Raw genomic sequence first — 18,498 nt, 5'->3', positions numbered from 1 at the left:
ATTTATAAAGGGCAAGCATACAGTTAAACTGTACGGTTTACGCGGGTTTATGGGCTTTGAGGGTCTGTATTCCCGTCGTTTCCCCCTTTAAAACGCTAAAATCATTCAATTGACAAAGGCTCTCATCATTCAGTAAAATTAACTGGGATTGCAAGGGTGGCGTGGAAAATGGCCGATTCGAACAAACCAAATTCATCCCGTAACCATGACGATAATGTATGGAAAGCAATGGGACTCGTGACAGCTTTTGGGATCGAGATTGCCATTCTCGCTGTTGCCGGATATTACGCTGGCTCCTGGTTGGACAAGACCATCGGAGGTAACGGAATATGGATCGCCGTAAGCGTTCTCTTTTTTCTTGCGGCAGGCGGTGTAAGCATCTACTTTATCGCGAAAAAAATCATGGGGGAAAGTGATGAGTGAACTAACCAGATACCGCAGATCGATGACTGTTTTCGTCATGTACTTTCTTATGATTTGTTTTCTCGCAGCGGCCTTTATGCCACGTGTGGAGACAATTGCTTTGGGACTGGCCCTGGGTACAGGAGTTAGCTGGATCAATGCATTTTACCTGGGCTACAAAGTAAGGAAAATGTCTGATGATGCGGCAGAAGGTAACTTGAAGCGTGTCAACTTGGGATTCTTGACAAGAGCGGCACTCGCTGTGCTCGGTATATTCATATCGATGCGCTTTCCGCAGTACTTCAATACATATGCGGTTGCAGGCGGTCTCGTCATTGCACAATATTCCTTACTGATTATAGGGATTGTCCATTCCCGCAGAGCAGAATGATGTTAAGGGCTGCAGCTTTCAAGTCGAGAAAGGGGTGAGAAAAATATGCATGAAGCTCCAATTATTATGCTTGGCGGATTTCGACTGGATCTATCGGTACTGTTGATGCTGGTGGTAACAGGTGCACTTGTTTTTATTTTTGCTGTACTGGCAACACGGAGATTATCCGTTGAAAATCCCGGCAAGCTGCAAAATTTTATGGAGTGGGCAGTAGAATTCGTCCGCAATCTGATTTCCAGTACAATGGATATGAAGAAAGGTAAACATTTTATCTCTCTCGCTCTTTCCATGATTATGTTCATTTTTGTAGGAAACATGCTCGGACTTCCATTCCAAGCGGTAACTGCAGTGGACAGCGCAGAACATGCGCAAGTATTCGGTAAGCCGATTGTTACAGCGGTGGAGGCGTTTGAAAAAGCGCATGCCAAGGACCCAGAGGCACACCCACACGTTGAACTGGCCTGGTGGAAATCACCAACAGCCGACTTGTCTGTAACGATGGGACTCGCTCTCGTAGCGTTCCTTGTATCTCATGGACTTGGATTGTTCCGTAACACCAAAGGGTATCTCCAGCATTACTTCAAGCCATTCGCCTTGTTCTTGCCAATCAACTTGATTGAGACGGCATCCAAGCTGTTGACACACGGTATGCGTCTATTCGCGAATATCTTCGCGGGTGAGGTACTGATCGCAACGATCCTGAAACTGACCACATTCAAAGTGTTTGGTGCTATTGCAGCGATTCCGCTACTTATGGTGTGGCAAGGCTTCAGTATCTTTATCGGCGCGATCCAGGCATTTGTGTTTGTTATCTTGATGATGGTGTACATTTCACAGAGCATCGAGACACACGACGAGCATTAAGTTTCAAGCCCTACGAAGATTTCTTCACCAGGCTGAACAATAAAAAATTCGATTTATCATTTTAAGGAGGATATACAAATGGGAGCAATGGCATTAATCGCAGCAGCAATTGTTGCAGGACTGGGCGCGTTTGGCGCAGGTATTGGTAACGGTATGGTAATCAGTAAAACGGTGGAAGGTATTGCCCGTCAACCGGAAGCAAAATCCACTCTTCAAACAACAATGTTTATCGGTGTAGGTTTGATCGAGGTATTGCCGATCATCGGTGTGGTACTCGCGTTCATGTTCTACGGTATGGCTTAATTAAATTTTAAAGGTTTGGCGGGGAAGGCCATAGCCATCCGCGCCTTCTTTTTAGGTAATATCCGTTCTAACGGATGACGTTTCAAGGATACCTCCAGGAAGGAGTGAACAGATTGAGTTTCATATGGGAAAATACGCTTCTTGCGATTGTTGCATTTGCAATTTTATATTGGCTGCTTAGCCGTTATGCCTTCGGGCCTTTGTTCTCCATTATGGAAAAACGTCGTGAACTCGTGATGACGCAGATGAATGAGGCTGCACAGACTCGGGAACAGGCCATTGCCTATGTGGAGGAACAAAAACAAGCTCTTGAGCAAGCACGTCAAGATGCTTACGACATCATTGAACAGTCCAAACAAACGGGTGGCAAACAAGCTGAATCGATTTTGGCTGATGCAAAAGCTGAAGCTAATCGTCTGAAAGACGATGCAGTACGCGAAATCGAGAGCGAGAAGAACAAAGCAGTCGCAGCACTTCGCAGCGAACTGGGTACAGCTTCCGTTCAGATTGCATCCAAGTTGATCAAAAAAGAAGTTGAGAACGGTCCTGCACAAGAAGAGCTTGTGAACCAATACCTCAATGAGGTAGGAGGCCGACAATGAGCCGCGATACGATAGTTGCCAAGCGTTATGCGAAAGCATTGTTCGAAGTTGCTCTTCAGCAACAGCAGGTGCTTGAGGTTGAACAGGAACTGGTTGCAGTAGTCAGTGCATTGACCGGAGATGCAGATATCGAGAAATTTATCGTATCCCCTAACATTTCTGATGAAGCGAAGCAGAACGTAATTCACTCAAGTCTTGATGGCAAGGTATCCGATTCAGTCCTTCGTACAGTCTTGTTGCTGATTGAGCGCGGACGCGTTGAATTGCTGGGAGACTTGCTGAATGATTATCGGAAGATCCAAGGTGAGTCGCTGGGCATCGCTGATGCGCGTGTCTACTCGACTTATGCGTTGAATGATGAAGAAAAAGAAGCGGTAGCCCGTGAATTCGGTGGCCGTGTGAATAAAAAGATTCGTATCGAGAACATTGTTGATCCGACTCTGCTGGGCGGATTGAAAGTCGCCATTGGCGATACGATCTATGACGGCAGCTTGGCTGGCAAGCTCGAACGTCTTGAGCAGTCTTTTAACAGACGAGTACAGTAGATTGGGGTGAGGACACTTGAGTATCAAACCAGAAGAAATCAGTACATTAATTAAGAGCCAAATCGAACAATACAAGACCGATATCGATGTAGTCGAAGTCGGAACGGTAATCGAGGTTGGTGATGGTATCGCTCGTGTTTACGGACTTGAGAACGTCATGTCCAACGAGTTGGTTGAATTCCCAAGCGGTGTTATGGGACTCGCCATGAACGTGGAAGAAAGCAATGTCGGTGTCGTTATCCTGGGACCTTACTACGATATTCGTGAAGGTGACCAAGTGAAACGTACGGGTCAAATCATGCAAGTGCCTGTAGGCGAAGCATTGATTGGACGCGTTGTGAACCCGCTCGGTATTCCTGTAGATGGCAAAGGGCCAATCGCTACAACGGAATTCCGTCCGGTTGAAGGTAAAGCACCAGGCGTAATGGATCGTAAATCGGTTCATGAGCCGATGCAAACAGGGATCAAAGCCATTGATGCAATGGTTCCAATCGGTCGCGGACAACGTGAGTTGATCATCGGTGACCGTCAAACAGGTAAAACATCCATCGCAATTGATGCGATCCTGAACCAAAAAGGCAGCGGCATGAAGTGTATCTACGTGGCTATTGGTCAGAAACAGTCTACGGTTGCTCAAGTTGTGGAAACTCTTCGTCGTAAAGGCGCAATGGAGTACACAATCGTTGTAACTGCAGCAGCTTCCGATCCATCACCACTCTTGTACATCGCACCGTATTCCGGTTGTTCGATGGGTGAGTACTTCATGTACAAAGGCGAGCACGTTCTGGTTATCTATGATGACTTGACCAAACAAGCCTCTGCATATCGTGAGCTTTCCTTGTTGCTTCGTCGTCCACCGGGCCGTGAGGCTTATCCGGGTGACGTCTTCTACCTGCACTCCCGTTTGCTGGAGCGTGCTGCGAAGCTGAATGATGAACTTGGTGGTGGTTCTTTAACCGCACTGCCGTTTATTGAAACACAAGCTTCCGACGTATCTGCATACATCCCAACGAACGTAATCTCCATCACGGACGGACAAATCTTCCTGGAAGCTGACTTGTTCAATGCTGGACAACGCCCGGCGATCAACGTAGGTATTTCCGTATCCCGTGTCGGTGGTTCTGCTCAGATTAAAGCGATGAAAAAGGTTGCAGGTTCCCTGCGTCTCGACCTCGCTCAATATCGTGAGCTTCAAGCGTTCTCCCAGTTCGGTTCCGATCTGGATAAAGCGACTCAGGCCCGCCTGAATCGTGGTGCACGTATGATGGAAATCCTGAAGCAAGGTGTTAACCAGCCTCTGCCTGTAGAACAACAGGTTGTCAGCTTGTACACTGCGGTTAAAGGATTCCTGGATGAGATTCCCACAGGTGATGTTACTCGTTTCGAGCGTGAGTTCCTCGCGTTCATGGAGAGCAGCCATCCGGAGATTCTTGCATCCATCCGTGATACTAAAGAATTGACTGCAGACAACGAAAATGCACTGAAAGGTGCAATTGAGAAGTTCAGAAAGAGCTTTGCTGTCTCTGTCTAAATAAATGATTGCAGGTGCGGAGTTGTCTAACCGATTCCGCATGTCTGCATGTAATACTTTGACTCTGTCAAAAAAGATGATGCTTACGATGTAGTTTTGACTTTGTCAAAACTTTAAGGTGGTGAAATCATGGCAAAAGGCATGCGCGAAATTAAGCGGCAAATTAAAAGCGTACAAAGCACCAAGCAGATCACCAAAGCAATGGAGATGGTAGCTGCTGCAAAACTGCGTAAAGCGCAGGAAAAAGCGGAAGCAGCCCGTCCTTATTCGGAGAAACTGAAAGAAGTTGTAGCTAGTATTGCATCAAGCACGCAAGGTATACAGCACCCGATGCTGGAGAGCCGTCCGGTCAAAAAGACAGCTTACCTGATCATTACATCGGACCGTGGTCTTGCAGGTGGATACAATGCGAACGTTTTGCGTCAGGTTAATCAGACGCTCAAAGAGCGCCACAACTCCCAGGATGACTACGAATTGTTCGTCATTGGACGTAAAGGACGCGATTACTTCAGACGTCGTGAAATGGCGATGGCATCCACAACAACGGATCTGTCGGATTCGCCTTCATTTGCAGATATCAAATCCATCGCACACGAAGCTGTTCATGGGTTTGAACTGGCTGAATTTGATGAATTGTACATTTGTTATAACCGCTTTGTGAATGCGTTGACCCAGATTCCTACGGTAGAAAAACTTCTTCCGATGGAAACACCTGAGGTAACTGCTGCGGAAGGACCAACGGCAAGCTACGAATACGAGCCGTCTGCTGAGGCTGTACTGGAGGTTCTGCTTCCGCGTTACGCGGAAACGCTGATCTATGGTGCACTTCTGAACGGTAAGGCAAGTGAGCTCGGCGCGAAAATGACGGCAATGGGTAATGCAACCAAAAATGCATCCAAACTCATTAACGACTTGTCATTGACATACAACCGTGCCCGTCAAGCGGCGATTACGCAGGAGATTACGGAAATTGTGGCAGGTGCCAACGCAGCACAAGGCTAACCGTTTTTTTATTAATGAAGGCTTGCAGAGCAAAGATAAACGAACGGTACATTATTTTTGCAAAAGTAGCAGGCTTGTAGGAGGGGAACGTTAAGATGAACAAAGGACGCGTTGTGAGCATCATGGGTCCGGTTGTTGACGTCGAGTTTGATCGCGGCGGTCTGCCGGAAATCCTCAATGCCATTACGATCACTACAGTAAGTGAGAGCGGCGTAAGTGTAAACCTTACACTCGAAGCTTCGAAACATCTGGGTGACAACCGAGTACGTTGTATTGCGATGTCCTCCACGGATGGACTTGTTCGTGGTATGGAAGCTTTAGATACAGGAGCACCAATCTCTGTACCTGTCGGAGAAGCAACACTGGGTCGTGTATTTAACGTACTCGGCGAAGCAATTGATACTGGCGGTGCCGTAGCTGCTGAGCACAAGAACCCGATTCACCGTTCAGCACCTGCATTTGATGAACTGACTACCCAAGCAGAGATGCTGGAGACAGGAATCAAAGTTATCGACTTGCTTGCTCCTTACGCTAAAGGTGGTAAAATCGGTCTCTTTGGTGGTGCCGGTGTAGGTAAGACGGTAACCATTCAGGAATTGATCAACAACATCGCACAAGAACACGGCGGTATCTCCGTATTTGCGGGTGTTGGTGAGCGTACACGTGAAGGTAATGACTTGTATCACGAGATGAGTGATTCCGGCGTTATCAACAAAACAGCAATGGTCTTCGGACAAATGAACGAGCCTCCAGGCGCACGTCTTCGTGTAGCCCTCACAGGTCTGACGATGGCGGAATACTTCCGTGATGAAGAAGGCCGTGACGTGTTGCTCTTTATCGATAATATCTTCCGTTTCACCCAAGCGGGTTCAGAAGTATCTGCCTTGCTTGGACGTATGCCTTCCGCGGTAGGTTACCAACCTACACTGGCAACAGAAATGGGTCAACTGCAAGAACGTATCACATCAACGAAAAAAGGTTCTGTAACATCCATCCAGGCCATCTATGTGCCTGCGGATGACTACACTGACCCGGCTCCTGCAACGACGTTTGCCCACTTGGATGCAACGACGAACCTAGAGCGTAAAATTTCCGAGATGGGTATCTATCCTGCGGTAGATCCACTGGCTTCCAGCTCCCGGATTTTGTCCCCTGAAGTTGTAGGTGAAGAACACTACAGCGTAGCTCAAGGCGTTAAACGTATCTTGGCACGTTACAATGAATTGCAAGATATCATTGCAATCCTGGGTATGGACGAGTTGAGTGAAGAAGACAGAGCACTTGTATACCGTGCTCGTAAAATCCAACGTTTCTTGTCCCAGCCTTTCCACGTTGCTGAAGCATTTAACGGTATTCCGGGTAAATACGTTCCAGTTAAAGAAACGGTGCGCAGCTTTAAAGAGATTCTCGAAGGTAAGTATGATGATCTTCCGGAAGCAGCTTTCCTCTTTGTTGGTACAATTGAAGAGGCAGTGGAGAAAGCCAAAACACTGGTTTAGTCTGAATCCAGGATTGTCCTTATGAAGCGGGCTATCCTTCGGATATTTCAGGAGGGATGGAATTGAGCACCTTTTTGTTGGAAATTGTAACACCCGAGCGTTTGGTCTATTCAGAACAGGTGAATAGCATTACGGCTCGTGGTATTGAAGGGGAACTTGGCATTATGCCAGGTCATATTCCTATGGTTACACCTTTGCAGATTGCACCAATCTATATCCATAACGGAAAAGAAAATAAACGAGTTGCTATCGGTGGCGGGTTTATCGAAGTTCGTAAAGATAAGGTTGTTGTACTCGCAGAGAGTGCTGAATTCCCGGAAAACATTGATGTGGATCGTGCGCGTGCGGCGAAAGAGCGGGCTGAACGTCGGCTTGCAAGCCAAAGCAATCAGGACCACTTTGATCACCGTCGTGCAGAGATTGCACTGCAAAAAGCGGTTAACCGGATTAATGTATTCGGCAAATAAACGATTCTTGGAAGCCTGGCGGCTTAGTCTGCCGGGCTTTTTTGAGTTTGTTTGATAGAATTGTTTTATCGAATATATCAAAATAGCTGACCACAAATCCATCCTGTTCCTTCAGTAAACAGAAGTATTTTAAGCAAAATATTCACCGATTATGAGGATTTGAATAGAATGTAGGACTAAAGTAGTGGGCGCATTTACCACTAAGAGAACCATTTTTTTCATGAGTAAATTTAAATTATTTCCGAGGAAATGACAGAATCGATATCGAAATAGCGCTCTTTTATGTCGTTTTAGTCACAAAATCCCGGCATTTTAAAATTAAAATATTTTAGAAGTGGAAATCAATGTAATTGACAATGTATGATGAAAGAGCCTATATTCCATAGAGTCAGCAGAAGCAGGAAGCTGCGTAGTAGATTCCATAGTCATGCACAGCCGCATTGTTGCTGCTCGGTGATTGGGCATCAGGAGATTCCTGCCTGGCAGGAGTAAATCTGACAGTACGCTCAGTATATTGTGCTGAAGACATTCCATTATACTAACAAGTTATGGGTGCCGGGCATATGATATGCTGATCGCTGCAACAAATGTGGAGGTAAAGAATATATGGATACTGATCTGACGAATCAGGTGAACCAGGCGTTAAGCACCAATGGCTTGGTCTCAATCATCGTCTCCCTGTTATGTATTGCGTTGTCTTGGTGGGCTTTGACAAATCTCAAACTGGATTTAATCATCAGGCAACCACGAGGTGCTCAGGGAAGACTGTTGCATTTGTTGCTCGCCATCATTTTGGGGCATGCCGTTGCTGGCTTTGTCATTGACTACTTGTCCTGGACTCAAATGTTGCGTAATTTGTTTTAATGTTGAGATGGTTGGTTAATCATCTGTTAGGTTCTTCAAGCTGCTCATTGTCGAATAACATCGATTAATTGTGTTAACAATTAGAGTATGAGTTGTCGGTAAAGAAATTAAGAAAAAAATGTGACGTTAAATTGGATGAATTTGAGATGTTTTATGTAAAAATGCTTGTATCGTACAATTCAACAATGTTATGATGGAAGTTAGGGAATTCACAATTGTTCACTTATTTTGTAGTTATAAACGGGATATCCGGTTCATGCCGGCTAATAACCATCCCACTCTGTCTGTTCTGATGCTCTGCTGGCTTGTGAGACACTGATTTTACATGCTGAATAGCAAGATGCACGGCACATGGTATCATTGATATGGATTATAAAAACCAATTCTTTTCTGAACAGACATCTGTGGCAATATGCCAGAATATGTCGAAATTCCACACACAGCAACAGTCCTTTCTAGCATAGTGGGGCTTACGTATTCCGGAATGAAGAAAAGGGAATAAAAGCGCGGAGGGAACCATGATGAGCAAATTTATCGTCCGCGGTGGCAAAAGGTTGACCGGAAGTGTCAAAGTTAGCGGTGCTAAAAATTCTGTTCTTCCGATCATCGCTGCCTCTCTCTTAGGGGAAGAAGGACAAAGCGTTATTATTGACGCGCCTCCTCTAGACGATGTGATGACGATTAACAAGGTGTTGGAATCGCTGGGAGCGGGAGTTACATACCGGGACGAAGTGATTACCGTAAATGCGGAGAAACTTACTTCCTGTGAAGCCCCGTATGAATGGGTAAGTAAAATGCGGGCGTCTTTCCTGGTCATGGGGCCTTTGTTGACTCGTATGGGTCATACAAGAATCTCACTTCCTGGTGGATGTGCCATCGGTACACGGCCTATTGATCAGCATTTGAAAGGTTTTGAAGCCATGGGCGCAGAGATCAGCTTGGGCCAAGGTTATATCGAAGCTCGTAGCCAAGGACGGTTGCGTGGCGCGAAAATTTATCTGGATGTGGCTTCCGTAGGTGCCACTCAAAATATTATGATGGCTGCAACATTGGCCGAAGGTGTAACTGTTCTGGAGAACGCGGCGAAAGAACCTGAGATTGTGGATCTTGCCAACTTCCTGAATGGAATGGGTGCCATCGTACGTGGTGCTGGTACTGGAGTGATCCGCATTGAAGGTGTGGAGAAACTTAAAGGCGTTACACACACCGTTATTCCGGATCGGGTAGAAGCTGGTACGTATATGGCTGCTGCTGCAATTTCGGGTGGTGACGTGTACATTGAAGGTGCAATCTCTGATCATTTAGGCTCCGTTATCGCGAAGCTTGAAGAAATGGGTGTTACAATCCAACCGGATGAGAATGGCGTGCGTGTAATCGCAGATCGTCCTCTTAAGGCTGTGGATGTGAAAACATTACCATACCCAGGATTCCCGACAGATATGCAATCCCAGATGATGGCACTCTTGCTCGCATCTGAAGGAACAAGTGTCGTGACAGAGACTGTTTTTGAAAACCGATTCATGCATGTGGATGAGTTCCAATTGATGAATGCGGAGATCAAAGTTGAAGGACGTTCGTCCATCATCACAGGTAATGCCAAACTGAAGGGTGCCAAAGTAACGGCTACCGATCTGCGTGCGGGTGCCGCACTCATTATTGCAGGTCTTGTTGCTGAAGGTACAACGGAAGTGGGCGGTGTTCATCATATCGACCGTGGCTATGTACATCTCGCTGAGAAGCTTAACGGACTTGGGGCTGACATCTATCGGATCTCGGTTGATGAGCCTAAGCTGGAAGCAACCAAAGCACCTAGTGAAAAAGTGGAGAAAGAAGTACCGATGTTTAAGGTGCAACCAACTTTGGCTTAACACTGGATTGAATAGAAAAAATATGGTCCCTCGATTATGAGTCACACGGTTGTGTGGATTATGAATGCGATAGAACGTATATTGTAAAAAATGATAAAGCTAAGCCAACTGGCTTGGCTTTTTTTGTGTTTACTTTTAGGAAGATGACGAGATATTTGATACCTGATTCTATTAATAGCTGGTCCTAACTTGTATAGCATAACATCGTATTCTGTATCGATTCTGAACCAAATGAAAGAGCGTACTTTATATAGGGTGTCGACTGCAGTTAATTACCGGTATTCAGCGACAGATCAACGTTTCTTAGATGTACATAGCAAAAGAAAACAGGAGATTGAACTGAACGAAAAGGGCCTCGTTTCTCTTAAATCAGGTTCTATCAGATCAAGCCAGCTCATAACCTAAACTATGGATTTGAACAACACGACCGGCACATGACCGGCCATAGATAACGGAGGGTTATATTCAAATGAAAGAAGCTCGTGTACAGGTAAAGGTACCCCTTGTCCCTCGTCCAGGTATGCAAGAGCCGGAGGGAAATACCGTTTCTGGAGTGGAAAAAGACAAGCCTGCACCATTGAACCTGAGGACTGTTCCATCACAGCCTGCAAGTTTCTCCAATCCAGGACGGGTTTCGACAGATGAGTTGAACCGAAAGACAACCGAGCACATTCATATACCTGTTATTGAGCTGGACCAATTCCGCCGAGTGAAGCGTCGCCGAATGCGGACATTTGGACGAAAACCCCGATGGGGACGCAATACGAAGCGATGGCAACCTGCCGCCGCTGTATCTGCCTTATTGGCAATGGCGTTGCTGATTCCGGTAATTCTGGCATGGCCGCGGACAAGCGAAGCACCAAAGCCGCTCCCTGCTCCAACAGATTCAAGCAGTACAAGAACCCCAGCTCCTGCGCCAGCCGTTCCTATTACGTACCCTGAACCTAAAGTACGCGTATACCTGTCTGCAACGGGCACAACGATGAATCTGCCACTGGAAGACTATGTTACCGGGGTTGTAGCAGCTGAGATGCCGGCGGAATTCAGACTGGAGGCGTTAAAGGCGCAGGCAATAGCAGCTCGTACATTTATCGTGCGTAGGTTAGCTGCGAGTGATACAAGCGGTGTTCCGTCGGGTGCGGCGGATGTGACGGATACAGTCAGCCATCAGGTGTTTATTCCGCCAGATCAGGTGAAAGCGGATTGGACGCGTCTAGGGAAGGCGAAGGAATGGGAGAAGCTGCAACAGGCTGTACGCGAAAGTCGAGATACAGTGATGACCTATCAAGGCAAGGCGATCACCGCATCCTTTTTTTCCACAAGTAATGGGTATACCGAGAATGCCGAGGATGTATGGGGGAACGCTGTACCGTATCTGCAAAGTGTAGACAGTCCGTGGGACAAAAATCTGGCACCAGGATTCAAGCAAACCGTCACCATGAAGCGTAATGAGATTCTGCAGAAGTTAAACTTGGATGCCATTCCGGTTACCGCCCAGAAGAATGGATCGTGGATGGAAGTATTGTCTACAACCAAAGGGCATCGAATTAAGGAAATGCAGATCGCAGGTGAAACATTCAGCGGACCCGAAGTTCGCAAACTGCTTGGATTAAGATCCAGCCAGTTCAGTTGGAAGACCACAGGTGACGAGGTCCAAATTACAACGTTCGGGTATGGGCATGGGGTTGGCATGAGCCAATGGGGAGCAAACGGCATGGCGCAGGAGGGACACACGGCCACCCAGATTCTCAAACACTACTATACCGGCATTTCATTCGGACAGGCATCCAAGATGCTGGCCTCGAAGTAAGAGAGAAGTACAGCCAATCCAGACCATTCTACCAACCACCCACTCCGGAGCTTTCGAGATTCGGCTATATATGAGGAGAGTGCTAGCGTATGGGGAGCGCAGGGGACAGAAAAGACCTGTAGAAGCGAAGCGTCCGCCTTTATCACCGGATTTCTCCCTTGGGAGAAATAATCAGGAAATCCGGGGATAACAGCCGGTCGAAAGGTTTTCTGGCCCCGGAGCGGTGCACATACCCGCTGTACATCTCCACCATATATAGCACTCTCTGAAACCTCCGTGAAAATAATTAGAGTCGCGCGTGTATAAAAGAGTTGCACCCGGTAACACTTGTTACTGAGGTGATTAACATGAATGAACAAAACAAAAAAACAAACCAAGAAGAAACTCCTAAAACAACTCAAGGAGTACCGGCTAGTCAGCCCTCTTCATGGAAAAGAGCAATGTCCAAACGCTGGGTCTTCCCGGCAGCCTACATCGCAGCAGCAGGCATTATACTAACCTTAGTGTGGGTCTATCAGGGCACAGGCGACAAAACGCTAAACTCGGACCCTGCTAGCGGGGTAGTAGAAACAGGTGCATCGGCGGGTACAGAAGGAACAGCAGTAGGCGGAGAAGAAGAAAGTGTGGAAGTTGTTGCAAAGTCGGAGAATTTTGTATGGCCGGTAGCGGTACCGTCCGAAATTTCGGTAGTAAAACCTTTCTATGATAGCGAAGCTTCAACCGAGGAACATGAAGCGGCAATGGTGCAGTACAATGATACATTCATCCCGAACACGGGTGTGGATCTGGCACGTGGGGATAACAAAACGTTTGAAGTCAAAGCAGCACTCGCCGGTAAAGTTACCCGGGTTGAGCAAAATCCGCTCACAGGTCAGGTTGTGGAAATCACACACAGCGATAACCTGAAGACGGTATACCAAAGCCTGGCAGACGTCAAAGTGAAACAGGACGACGAAGTGAAACAGGGAGATGCGATTGCATCCGCTGGCGTCAATGAATTGGGTAAAACGCTTGGCAACCATCTTCACTTTGAAGTGTACGAAGACGGACAGCCGGTTAACCCGCAAGGATATCTTCCGGAAAAATAAATGAATTTTACCGCAGCAACATGATGGGCAGAGGGTTGAACCTCTGCTCTTTTTGTGCTTTTCAGAAAATAATGGGACCTTCGAAGCTTGTCACACCTCTAAACCGCGAATATATAGGCATGCTCCTCATATAATGTACCAAACTATCCACACAGTAGGGAGGCGGGAGCGTGCACGATTACATCAAGGAACGGACCATCAAAATTGGTCGCTGCATTGTTGAGACGAGGAATACGGTCCGTACCATTGCCAAGGAATTCGGCGTGTCAAAGAGTACTGTGCATAAGGATCTGACGGAGCGTCTGCCGGAAATCAACCCTGATCTTGCTGACCAGGTGAAACACATTTTGGAGTATCACAAGTCGATCCGCCATTTGCGGGGCGGTGAAGCGACCAAAATTAAATACAAAAAAACGAGTGGCAAGAAACGTGAGGTGTTGGCTTCCGCCAAATCGTAAGCATCTTCACAAAGACGTAGGCCAAAAAGCTCACACATGCATTGAATCCCTCCCCTGAAGTATGATATGTTAAAAGCTGGTACAGGATCGAATTATGACATCTTATCAGCCCGATTTTTACATATATATGTTGCACTTTGTCGAACGAGCGGTGACGTGATAAGGGACTCTTTTTCACAGGATACGCTGACCAAATAATATCACTTTGGGGGCTCTTTTATGTTTAGCAAGGATATCGGTATTGATCTTGGCACGGCCAACGTGCTTATTCACGTGAAAGGAAGTGGGGTTGTCCTCGATGAACCTTCCGTCGTGACCATTGAAAGAGATACGAAGCGTGTCCTTGCTGTTGGGGAAGAAGCGCGTCGTATGGTGGGGCGTACTCCAGGTAACATTGTTGCCATTAGACCGCTGCGTGACGGCGTTATTGCGGACTTCGAGATTACAGAAGCGATGCTCAGACATTTCATTAATCGTGTGGGTGCAAGAAGCTGGTACAGCCACCCTCGGATTTTGATCTGTGCACCAACGAACATCACTTCCGTGGAGCAGAAGGCCATCCGTGAGGCGGCAGAACGCAGCGGTGCCAAAGAAGTGTTTCTGGAAGAAGAGCCGAAAGCGGCAGCGATCGGTGCGGGAATGGATATTTTTCAGCCGAGCGGCAATATGGTCGTGGATATCGGCGGCGGTACGACTGACGTTGCAGTCCTTTCTATGGGCGACGTGGTCACCGCCTCTTCTATTAAAGTTGCAGGGGACAAGTTCGACGAAGCCATTATCAAGTTTATCAAAGCCAAGTACAAGCTCATGATTGGAGAACGGACCGCTGAAGATCTTAAAATTGCGATTGGTTCCGTGCACCCGGATGGAGGGCAAACGGAGATGGATATTCGCGGGCGCGATATGGTATCCGGTCTGCCAGTTACCGTAACGGTATCGGGAAAAGAAGTACAGGAAGCACTGTGGGATTCCGTACAATCCATCATCGTGGCAGCCAAATCGGTATTGGAACGTACACCGCCTGAATTGTCAGCGGACATTATCGATCGTGGTGTTGTATTGACTGGCGGAGGTGCATTGCTGAACGGACTGGACGAGCTTTTGTCCAATGAATTGCATGTACCGGTATGGGTTGCGGAAGATCCAATGCACTGTGTCGTGAAGGGGACAGGCATAATGCTTAATAATTTGGATCAGGTGGTTAAGAAAAAGTTCTAATCTGCCGATATAAATAGCAAAGGTTCGCCATGCTCGGAAAGCAGAACGGACAAGCAGCCAACCTGCGATGCAGGACAAGCGCTTGAGGAGAGGGGTTAATTCATGTTAAGAGGTCTGTACACCGCTACTGCGGGAATGATTACGCAACAACGCCGCCATGACACAGCAACACAGAATATCGTAAATATGAACACCACGGGATATAAACAGGTGAACAGCGTAAGCCGTTCCTTCCCGGAAATGCTCATTACTTTGGTAGGCGGAGATGCAAATCTTCCAACAAAGCGGCTGGGCAAGCTGAACACGGGGGTGTTCGCGGAAGAGAGTTTGTCCATGAATTTGCAGGGGACCATTATGGAGACTGGGCAGAAAAATGATTTTTCCATTTCATCCAATATGACTGTCAATGATCCGCAGACTGGACAACCTGTCCCGTTTGACGCATCAGGCAAATTTGTACGGGCCGACGGCACGGTGACTTACCAGCCTCAGGCGTATTTTACAGTTCAGGATGCAGAAGGTAACACCGGATATACACGCGATGGTCACTTCGAGATCACTGGAACGGGACAATTGCTGAGTTCAACAGGTTCACAAGTGTTGGATAATAATGGACAACCCGTAGTGTTGACAGGTTCCGTAGAGCAATTTAAAGTGGATGAGCAAGGTCGTCTCGTTGATGCAGCAACGGGTGCACCAACAGGGGTTACTCTTGGCATTAGTGTCATTGACCAGCCGAATCAACTGGTTCGTCAAGGTAATGGCAATTTCAGTCTCAGCGATGCAAACGGGGCAACGTCCCGGATGATGGCTGCTGGTGATAATGTGCAGATCCGTCAGGGATACCTGGAAGGCTCGAATGTTGATGCTTCACAGGCAACGGTTGATATGAACGCCGCATTCCGTGCGTATGAAGCAAACCAGAAGGTCGTACAATTCTACGACCGCAGTCTGGATAAAGCCGTCAATGAAGTCGGGCGTGTATAACGCCGACGTTTAAATATAAACGCGCAGCGGAGAGCCAAACGCCCTTTGCGCAGCAAAGCAGAGAGGCTCACGCGAAGCACAAGATCCTAGAGGCATCCGGGCTATGCGAGGAATGCGTAGCAGTACCTGAGCGAAGCGACGGTCTCGACAGCCCTTTGCGAAGCAAAGCAAGGAGAGACCTCGCGGAGCGCTAGAACCTAAACGCAGCCGAGTTTATGCGAGGAATGCGTGACAGTACCTAAGCGAAGCGACGGTCTCGACAGCCCTTTGCGAAGCAAAGCAGGGAAGAGACCACGCGGAGCTACACGCCGCATAAAGAGCGTGCCGTGCTATGATTCAGCCATGTGAAACTATGGCGGGAATCATAGCACGGCAGTCGCGGCGCACATACACCACCGCCACTTAGCAAGATCGTACCCCACTTACCTAATCCGCCTGTTTCGGGAGTCCAGAGGGCATCGCCATCTGGGGCCCTCCCTACTAGGGAGGGTTTGGGAGGGTGGACAGGACACAAGGGAGGGTATACCATCAATGAATAATTCCATGATTAGTGCCAAGGTGTCCATGACTGCCATTCAGCAGCGTCTGGATGTCATTTCCGATAATATTGCCAACGTGAATACGGCAGGCTATAAGAGCAAGCAAGCGGCCTTCGAGGATGTGCTGACCCGAGTGCAACAACAACCGGACAAGTACAAACTGGATGGACGTTCCACACCGATGGGATATAACCTCGGTTTTGGTGCTCGTTTGGCAGATGTAACGAAGGATATGTCTCAAGGCCCATTGAACGAGACTGGCCTTCCGACCGATCTGGCCATTGAGGGAAATGCGATGTTTGCAGTTGAAGCGAATGGGGAGAAAATGTGGACACGGCAGGGTGCATTTCATTTTGTACCCGATACAAGACCTAAGCCTACTCCGAATTCACCTGATCTGATGGTGATGGTTAATGGCGAAGGCCACTTTGCCCTGGATCGTCAAGGCAATCGTATTACGGCACCGAATAATAGCAAAGTTGCTTTTGATGAAAATGGCAACCTGTTAATCCGACGCGGTAATGAGGCAAACGCAACCATTGGAGCACAGCTGCAAGTGGTAGACATTGAACGCCCTGAGGGGCTGGTACAGTATGCGGATAACCTGTTTGGTCTGGATGCGGGATTGACCGAAGATGATGTATTTGGCGCTAATGCAGCTACACGTCAGGCAGCTGCCTTGATCCGTCCAGGATTTCTGGAGCAGTCCAATGTGGATCTGACACAGGAGATGTCTTTGCTTATACAAGGACAGCGGACATATCAGCTGGCGGCAAAGGCGCTAACTTCAAGTGATTCCATGTTGGGTCTTGCCAACAATATGAGAGCGTAAAAGGTGAATGTGATGACAGAAACACAGCAGCAGAACAGTAAGCCGGAGAAGAAGGAAGTCAAGAAGAAGAAGAGTGGATGGCGCATCGCAAGATGGTTCCTGGTTCCGGTCCTGCTTGTTCTTGCCCTCGCTGGCGGAATGGTAGCTGGATATGTGGTACTGGGCAAACAGGATATCGGTTCCGTATGGCAATGGAGTACATGGGAACATGTATATAATCTGGTGTTCGCTCCATAATGTACGAGTTAAGTGAAAACTCCTGCGCAGGCAGGAGTTTTCTTTTTGACGTTGAAAACAGTATAATGATGGATGACGTTTGACGTCACAAAAGAGGCCTCCCCTGCGAAAGACATTCGTCATCGCGAAGAGAGACCCCTTATCTTAACCTTCACTACTGCAGTCATGAAGGATATAACTAGTGTTAACCGAAAATATGCTTTCCATACAAAATTTAAAAATTAAAAACCTTTTATATGAGCTTCGACTTTGTCATGTGGGGGTTGACCTTGCAGCACCGAAGTAAGTGGAGGGAACGGAATCGTTCAGAAGAAGCGAAGCGCTCGCCTTTGTCACCGAATTTTGACCTCTCTGAGGTTGATCAAAAAAATTCGGAGACAACAGCGATCAGAGGGACGATCCGTAACCGTAACGACCACCGTAGCGCTAAGAGTCAATCCATGATGAAGAACGCTCATATAAACATCCCGAGAGGAGATTACACTGTGCTCGATATCAAACAGATTCAAGAAATCATCCCGCACCGCCCCCCGTTTCTGCTGGTGGACAAGATTCTAGAGATTGAGGATGGCAAACGTGCCGTTGGTTTGAAAAACGTAACCATTAACGAACCTTTCTTCATTGGTCATTTCCCAGAGTATCCGGTAATGCCGGGTGTACTGATTACAGAAGCACTAGCTCAAGTTGGTGCGGTAGCCATTCTGAATTTGGAAGGCAACAAAGGAAAAATCGGCTTTTTGGCGGGATTGGACAACTTCCGATTCCGTGGACAAGTTGTGCCCGGAGATACGTTGATTCTGGAAGTGGAGATTACACGTCTGAAGGGTTCTATTGGTAAAGGTAAAGCAACTGCCCGAGTGAATGACAAAGTGGTCGCTGAAGGCGAGATTATGTTTGCACTGTCTGACCCAAGCTGATTACATACGTGAGCATTGACATCATGCAGGAACGTAGACGGACCGAATGATGCAAGATGCTGAAGTAACTCAGC

At 47.5% G+C, this 18,498-nt stretch carries 20 protein-coding genes; all 20 read left to right on the top strand.

Annotated features, from left to right (window positions below; translation table 11 throughout):
* Positions 1-168: 168 nt before the first annotated feature.
* The 20 genes from MKY66_RS27370 (at position 169) to fabZ (ending at position 18,424) form a co-directional block, all read left to right on the top strand.
* Complete coding sequence (locus tag MKY66_RS27370) at positions 169-423, top strand: AtpZ/AtpI family protein (RefSeq protein WP_017691931.1); 255 nt, start codon at positions 169-171, stop codon at positions 421-423.
* Complete coding sequence (locus MKY66_RS27365; protein WP_076209794.1) at positions 416-793, top strand: ATP synthase subunit I; 378 nt, start codon at positions 416-418, stop codon at positions 791-793. The genes MKY66_RS27370 and MKY66_RS27365 overlap by 8 nt, the downstream gene beginning before the upstream one ends.
* Positions 794-838: 45 nt before the next feature.
* Positions 839-1,657, top strand: coding sequence for a F0F1 ATP synthase subunit A (gene atpB, locus MKY66_RS27360; protein ID WP_076209795.1), 819 nt, complete (start codon positions 839-841; stop codon positions 1,655-1,657).
* A 78-nt stretch (positions 1,658-1,735) separates the two neighbouring features.
* Positions 1,736-1,960, top strand: a complete 225-nt coding sequence (gene atpE / locus MKY66_RS27355) for a F0F1 ATP synthase subunit C (protein ID WP_017691934.1) — start codon at positions 1,736-1,738, stop codon at positions 1,958-1,960.
* A 113-nt stretch (positions 1,961-2,073) separates the two neighbouring features.
* Positions 2,074-2,562, top strand: a complete 489-nt coding sequence (gene atpF / locus MKY66_RS27350) for a F0F1 ATP synthase subunit B (RefSeq protein WP_036612568.1) — start codon at positions 2,074-2,076, stop codon at positions 2,560-2,562.
* Positions 2,559-3,107, top strand: coding sequence for a F0F1 ATP synthase subunit delta (locus tag MKY66_RS27345; RefSeq protein ID WP_036612565.1), 549 nt, complete (start codon positions 2,559-2,561; stop codon positions 3,105-3,107). The genes atpF and MKY66_RS27345 overlap by 4 nt, the downstream gene beginning before the upstream one ends.
* 16 nt (positions 3,108-3,123) lie before the next feature.
* Positions 3,124-4,638 (top strand): F0F1 ATP synthase subunit alpha, encoded by a 1,515-nt coding sequence (gene atpA, locus MKY66_RS27340; protein ID WP_047840700.1) that lies wholly within the window; start codon positions 3,124-3,126, stop codon positions 4,636-4,638.
* A gap of 129 nt (positions 4,639-4,767) precedes the next feature.
* The gene (gene atpG / locus MKY66_RS27335; RefSeq protein ID WP_076209796.1) at positions 4,768-5,640 is read left to right on the top strand and encodes an ATP synthase F1 subunit gamma; all 873 of its coding nucleotides are present in this window, start codon (positions 4,768-4,770) and stop codon (positions 5,638-5,640) included.
* A gap of 95 nt (positions 5,641-5,735) precedes the next feature.
* Positions 5,736-7,139 (top strand): F0F1 ATP synthase subunit beta, encoded by a 1,404-nt coding sequence (gene atpD, locus MKY66_RS27330; protein ID WP_047840699.1) that lies wholly within the window; start codon positions 5,736-5,738, stop codon positions 7,137-7,139.
* Between the two features lie 62 nt (positions 7,140-7,201).
* Positions 7,202-7,606 carry a F0F1 ATP synthase subunit epsilon gene (locus tag MKY66_RS27325; RefSeq protein ID WP_076209797.1) on the top strand — a complete coding sequence of 135 codons (405 nt, stop codon included), beginning with the start codon at positions 7,202-7,204 and terminating at the stop codon, positions 7,604-7,606.
* A gap of 606 nt (positions 7,607-8,212) precedes the next feature.
* The gene (locus tag MKY66_RS27320; RefSeq protein WP_017691941.1) at positions 8,213-8,470 is read left to right on the top strand and encodes a DUF1146 family protein; all 258 of its coding nucleotides are present in this window, start codon (positions 8,213-8,215) and stop codon (positions 8,468-8,470) included.
* A gap of 521 nt (positions 8,471-8,991) precedes the next feature.
* The gene (gene murA / locus MKY66_RS27315) at positions 8,992-10,338 is read left to right on the top strand and encodes a UDP-N-acetylglucosamine 1-carboxyvinyltransferase (RefSeq protein ID WP_083656970.1); all 1,347 of its coding nucleotides are present in this window, start codon (positions 8,992-8,994) and stop codon (positions 10,336-10,338) included.
* A 469-nt stretch (positions 10,339-10,807) separates the two neighbouring features.
* On the top strand, positions 10,808-12,148 hold the full coding sequence (gene spoIID, locus MKY66_RS27310; RefSeq protein ID WP_076209799.1) for a stage II sporulation protein D: 1,341 nt from the start codon (positions 10,808-10,810) through the stop codon (positions 12,146-12,148).
* Positions 12,149-12,495: 347 nt separating this feature from the next.
* Positions 12,496-13,236 carry a M23 family metallopeptidase gene (locus MKY66_RS27305; protein ID WP_036667765.1) on the top strand — a complete coding sequence of 247 codons (741 nt, stop codon included), beginning with the start codon at positions 12,496-12,498 and terminating at the stop codon, positions 13,234-13,236.
* Between the two features lie 170 nt (positions 13,237-13,406).
* The gene (gene spoIIID / locus MKY66_RS27300; RefSeq protein ID WP_024632710.1) at positions 13,407-13,694 is read left to right on the top strand and encodes a sporulation transcriptional regulator SpoIIID; all 288 of its coding nucleotides are present in this window, start codon (positions 13,407-13,409) and stop codon (positions 13,692-13,694) included.
* A gap of 219 nt (positions 13,695-13,913) precedes the next feature.
* Entirely contained in the window at positions 13,914-14,912 is a 999-nt protein-coding gene (locus MKY66_RS27295; protein WP_076209800.1) for a rod shape-determining protein, read from the top strand.
* A 102-nt stretch (positions 14,913-15,014) separates the two neighbouring features.
* A complete protein-coding gene (locus tag MKY66_RS27290; protein ID WP_076209801.1) occupies positions 15,015-15,899 on the top strand; it encodes a flagellar hook-basal body protein in 885 nt (294 codons plus the stop codon).
* Between the two features lie 531 nt (positions 15,900-16,430).
* Positions 16,431-17,270 carry a flagellar hook-basal body protein gene (locus MKY66_RS27285; RefSeq protein WP_076209802.1) on the top strand — a complete coding sequence of 280 codons (840 nt, stop codon included), beginning with the start codon at positions 16,431-16,433 and terminating at the stop codon, positions 17,268-17,270.
* A 12-nt stretch (positions 17,271-17,282) separates the two neighbouring features.
* Entirely contained in the window at positions 17,283-17,507 is a 225-nt protein-coding gene (locus MKY66_RS27280) for a DNA-directed RNA polymerase subunit beta (RefSeq protein WP_017691949.1), read from the top strand.
* Between the two features lie 485 nt (positions 17,508-17,992).
* Complete coding sequence (gene fabZ, locus MKY66_RS27275; protein ID WP_036613058.1) at positions 17,993-18,424, top strand: 3-hydroxyacyl-ACP dehydratase FabZ; 432 nt, start codon at positions 17,993-17,995, stop codon at positions 18,422-18,424.
* The last annotated feature ends 74 nt before the right edge of the window (positions 18,425-18,498 follow it).

The organism is Paenibacillus sp. FSL R5-0766, from assembly GCF_037971845.1.
Taxonomy (GTDB): Bacteria; Bacillota; Bacilli; order Paenibacillales; family Paenibacillaceae; genus Paenibacillus.
Note: the sequence above shows the minus strand (reverse complement) of the source record. Positions and strands in the feature narration are given on the sequence as shown.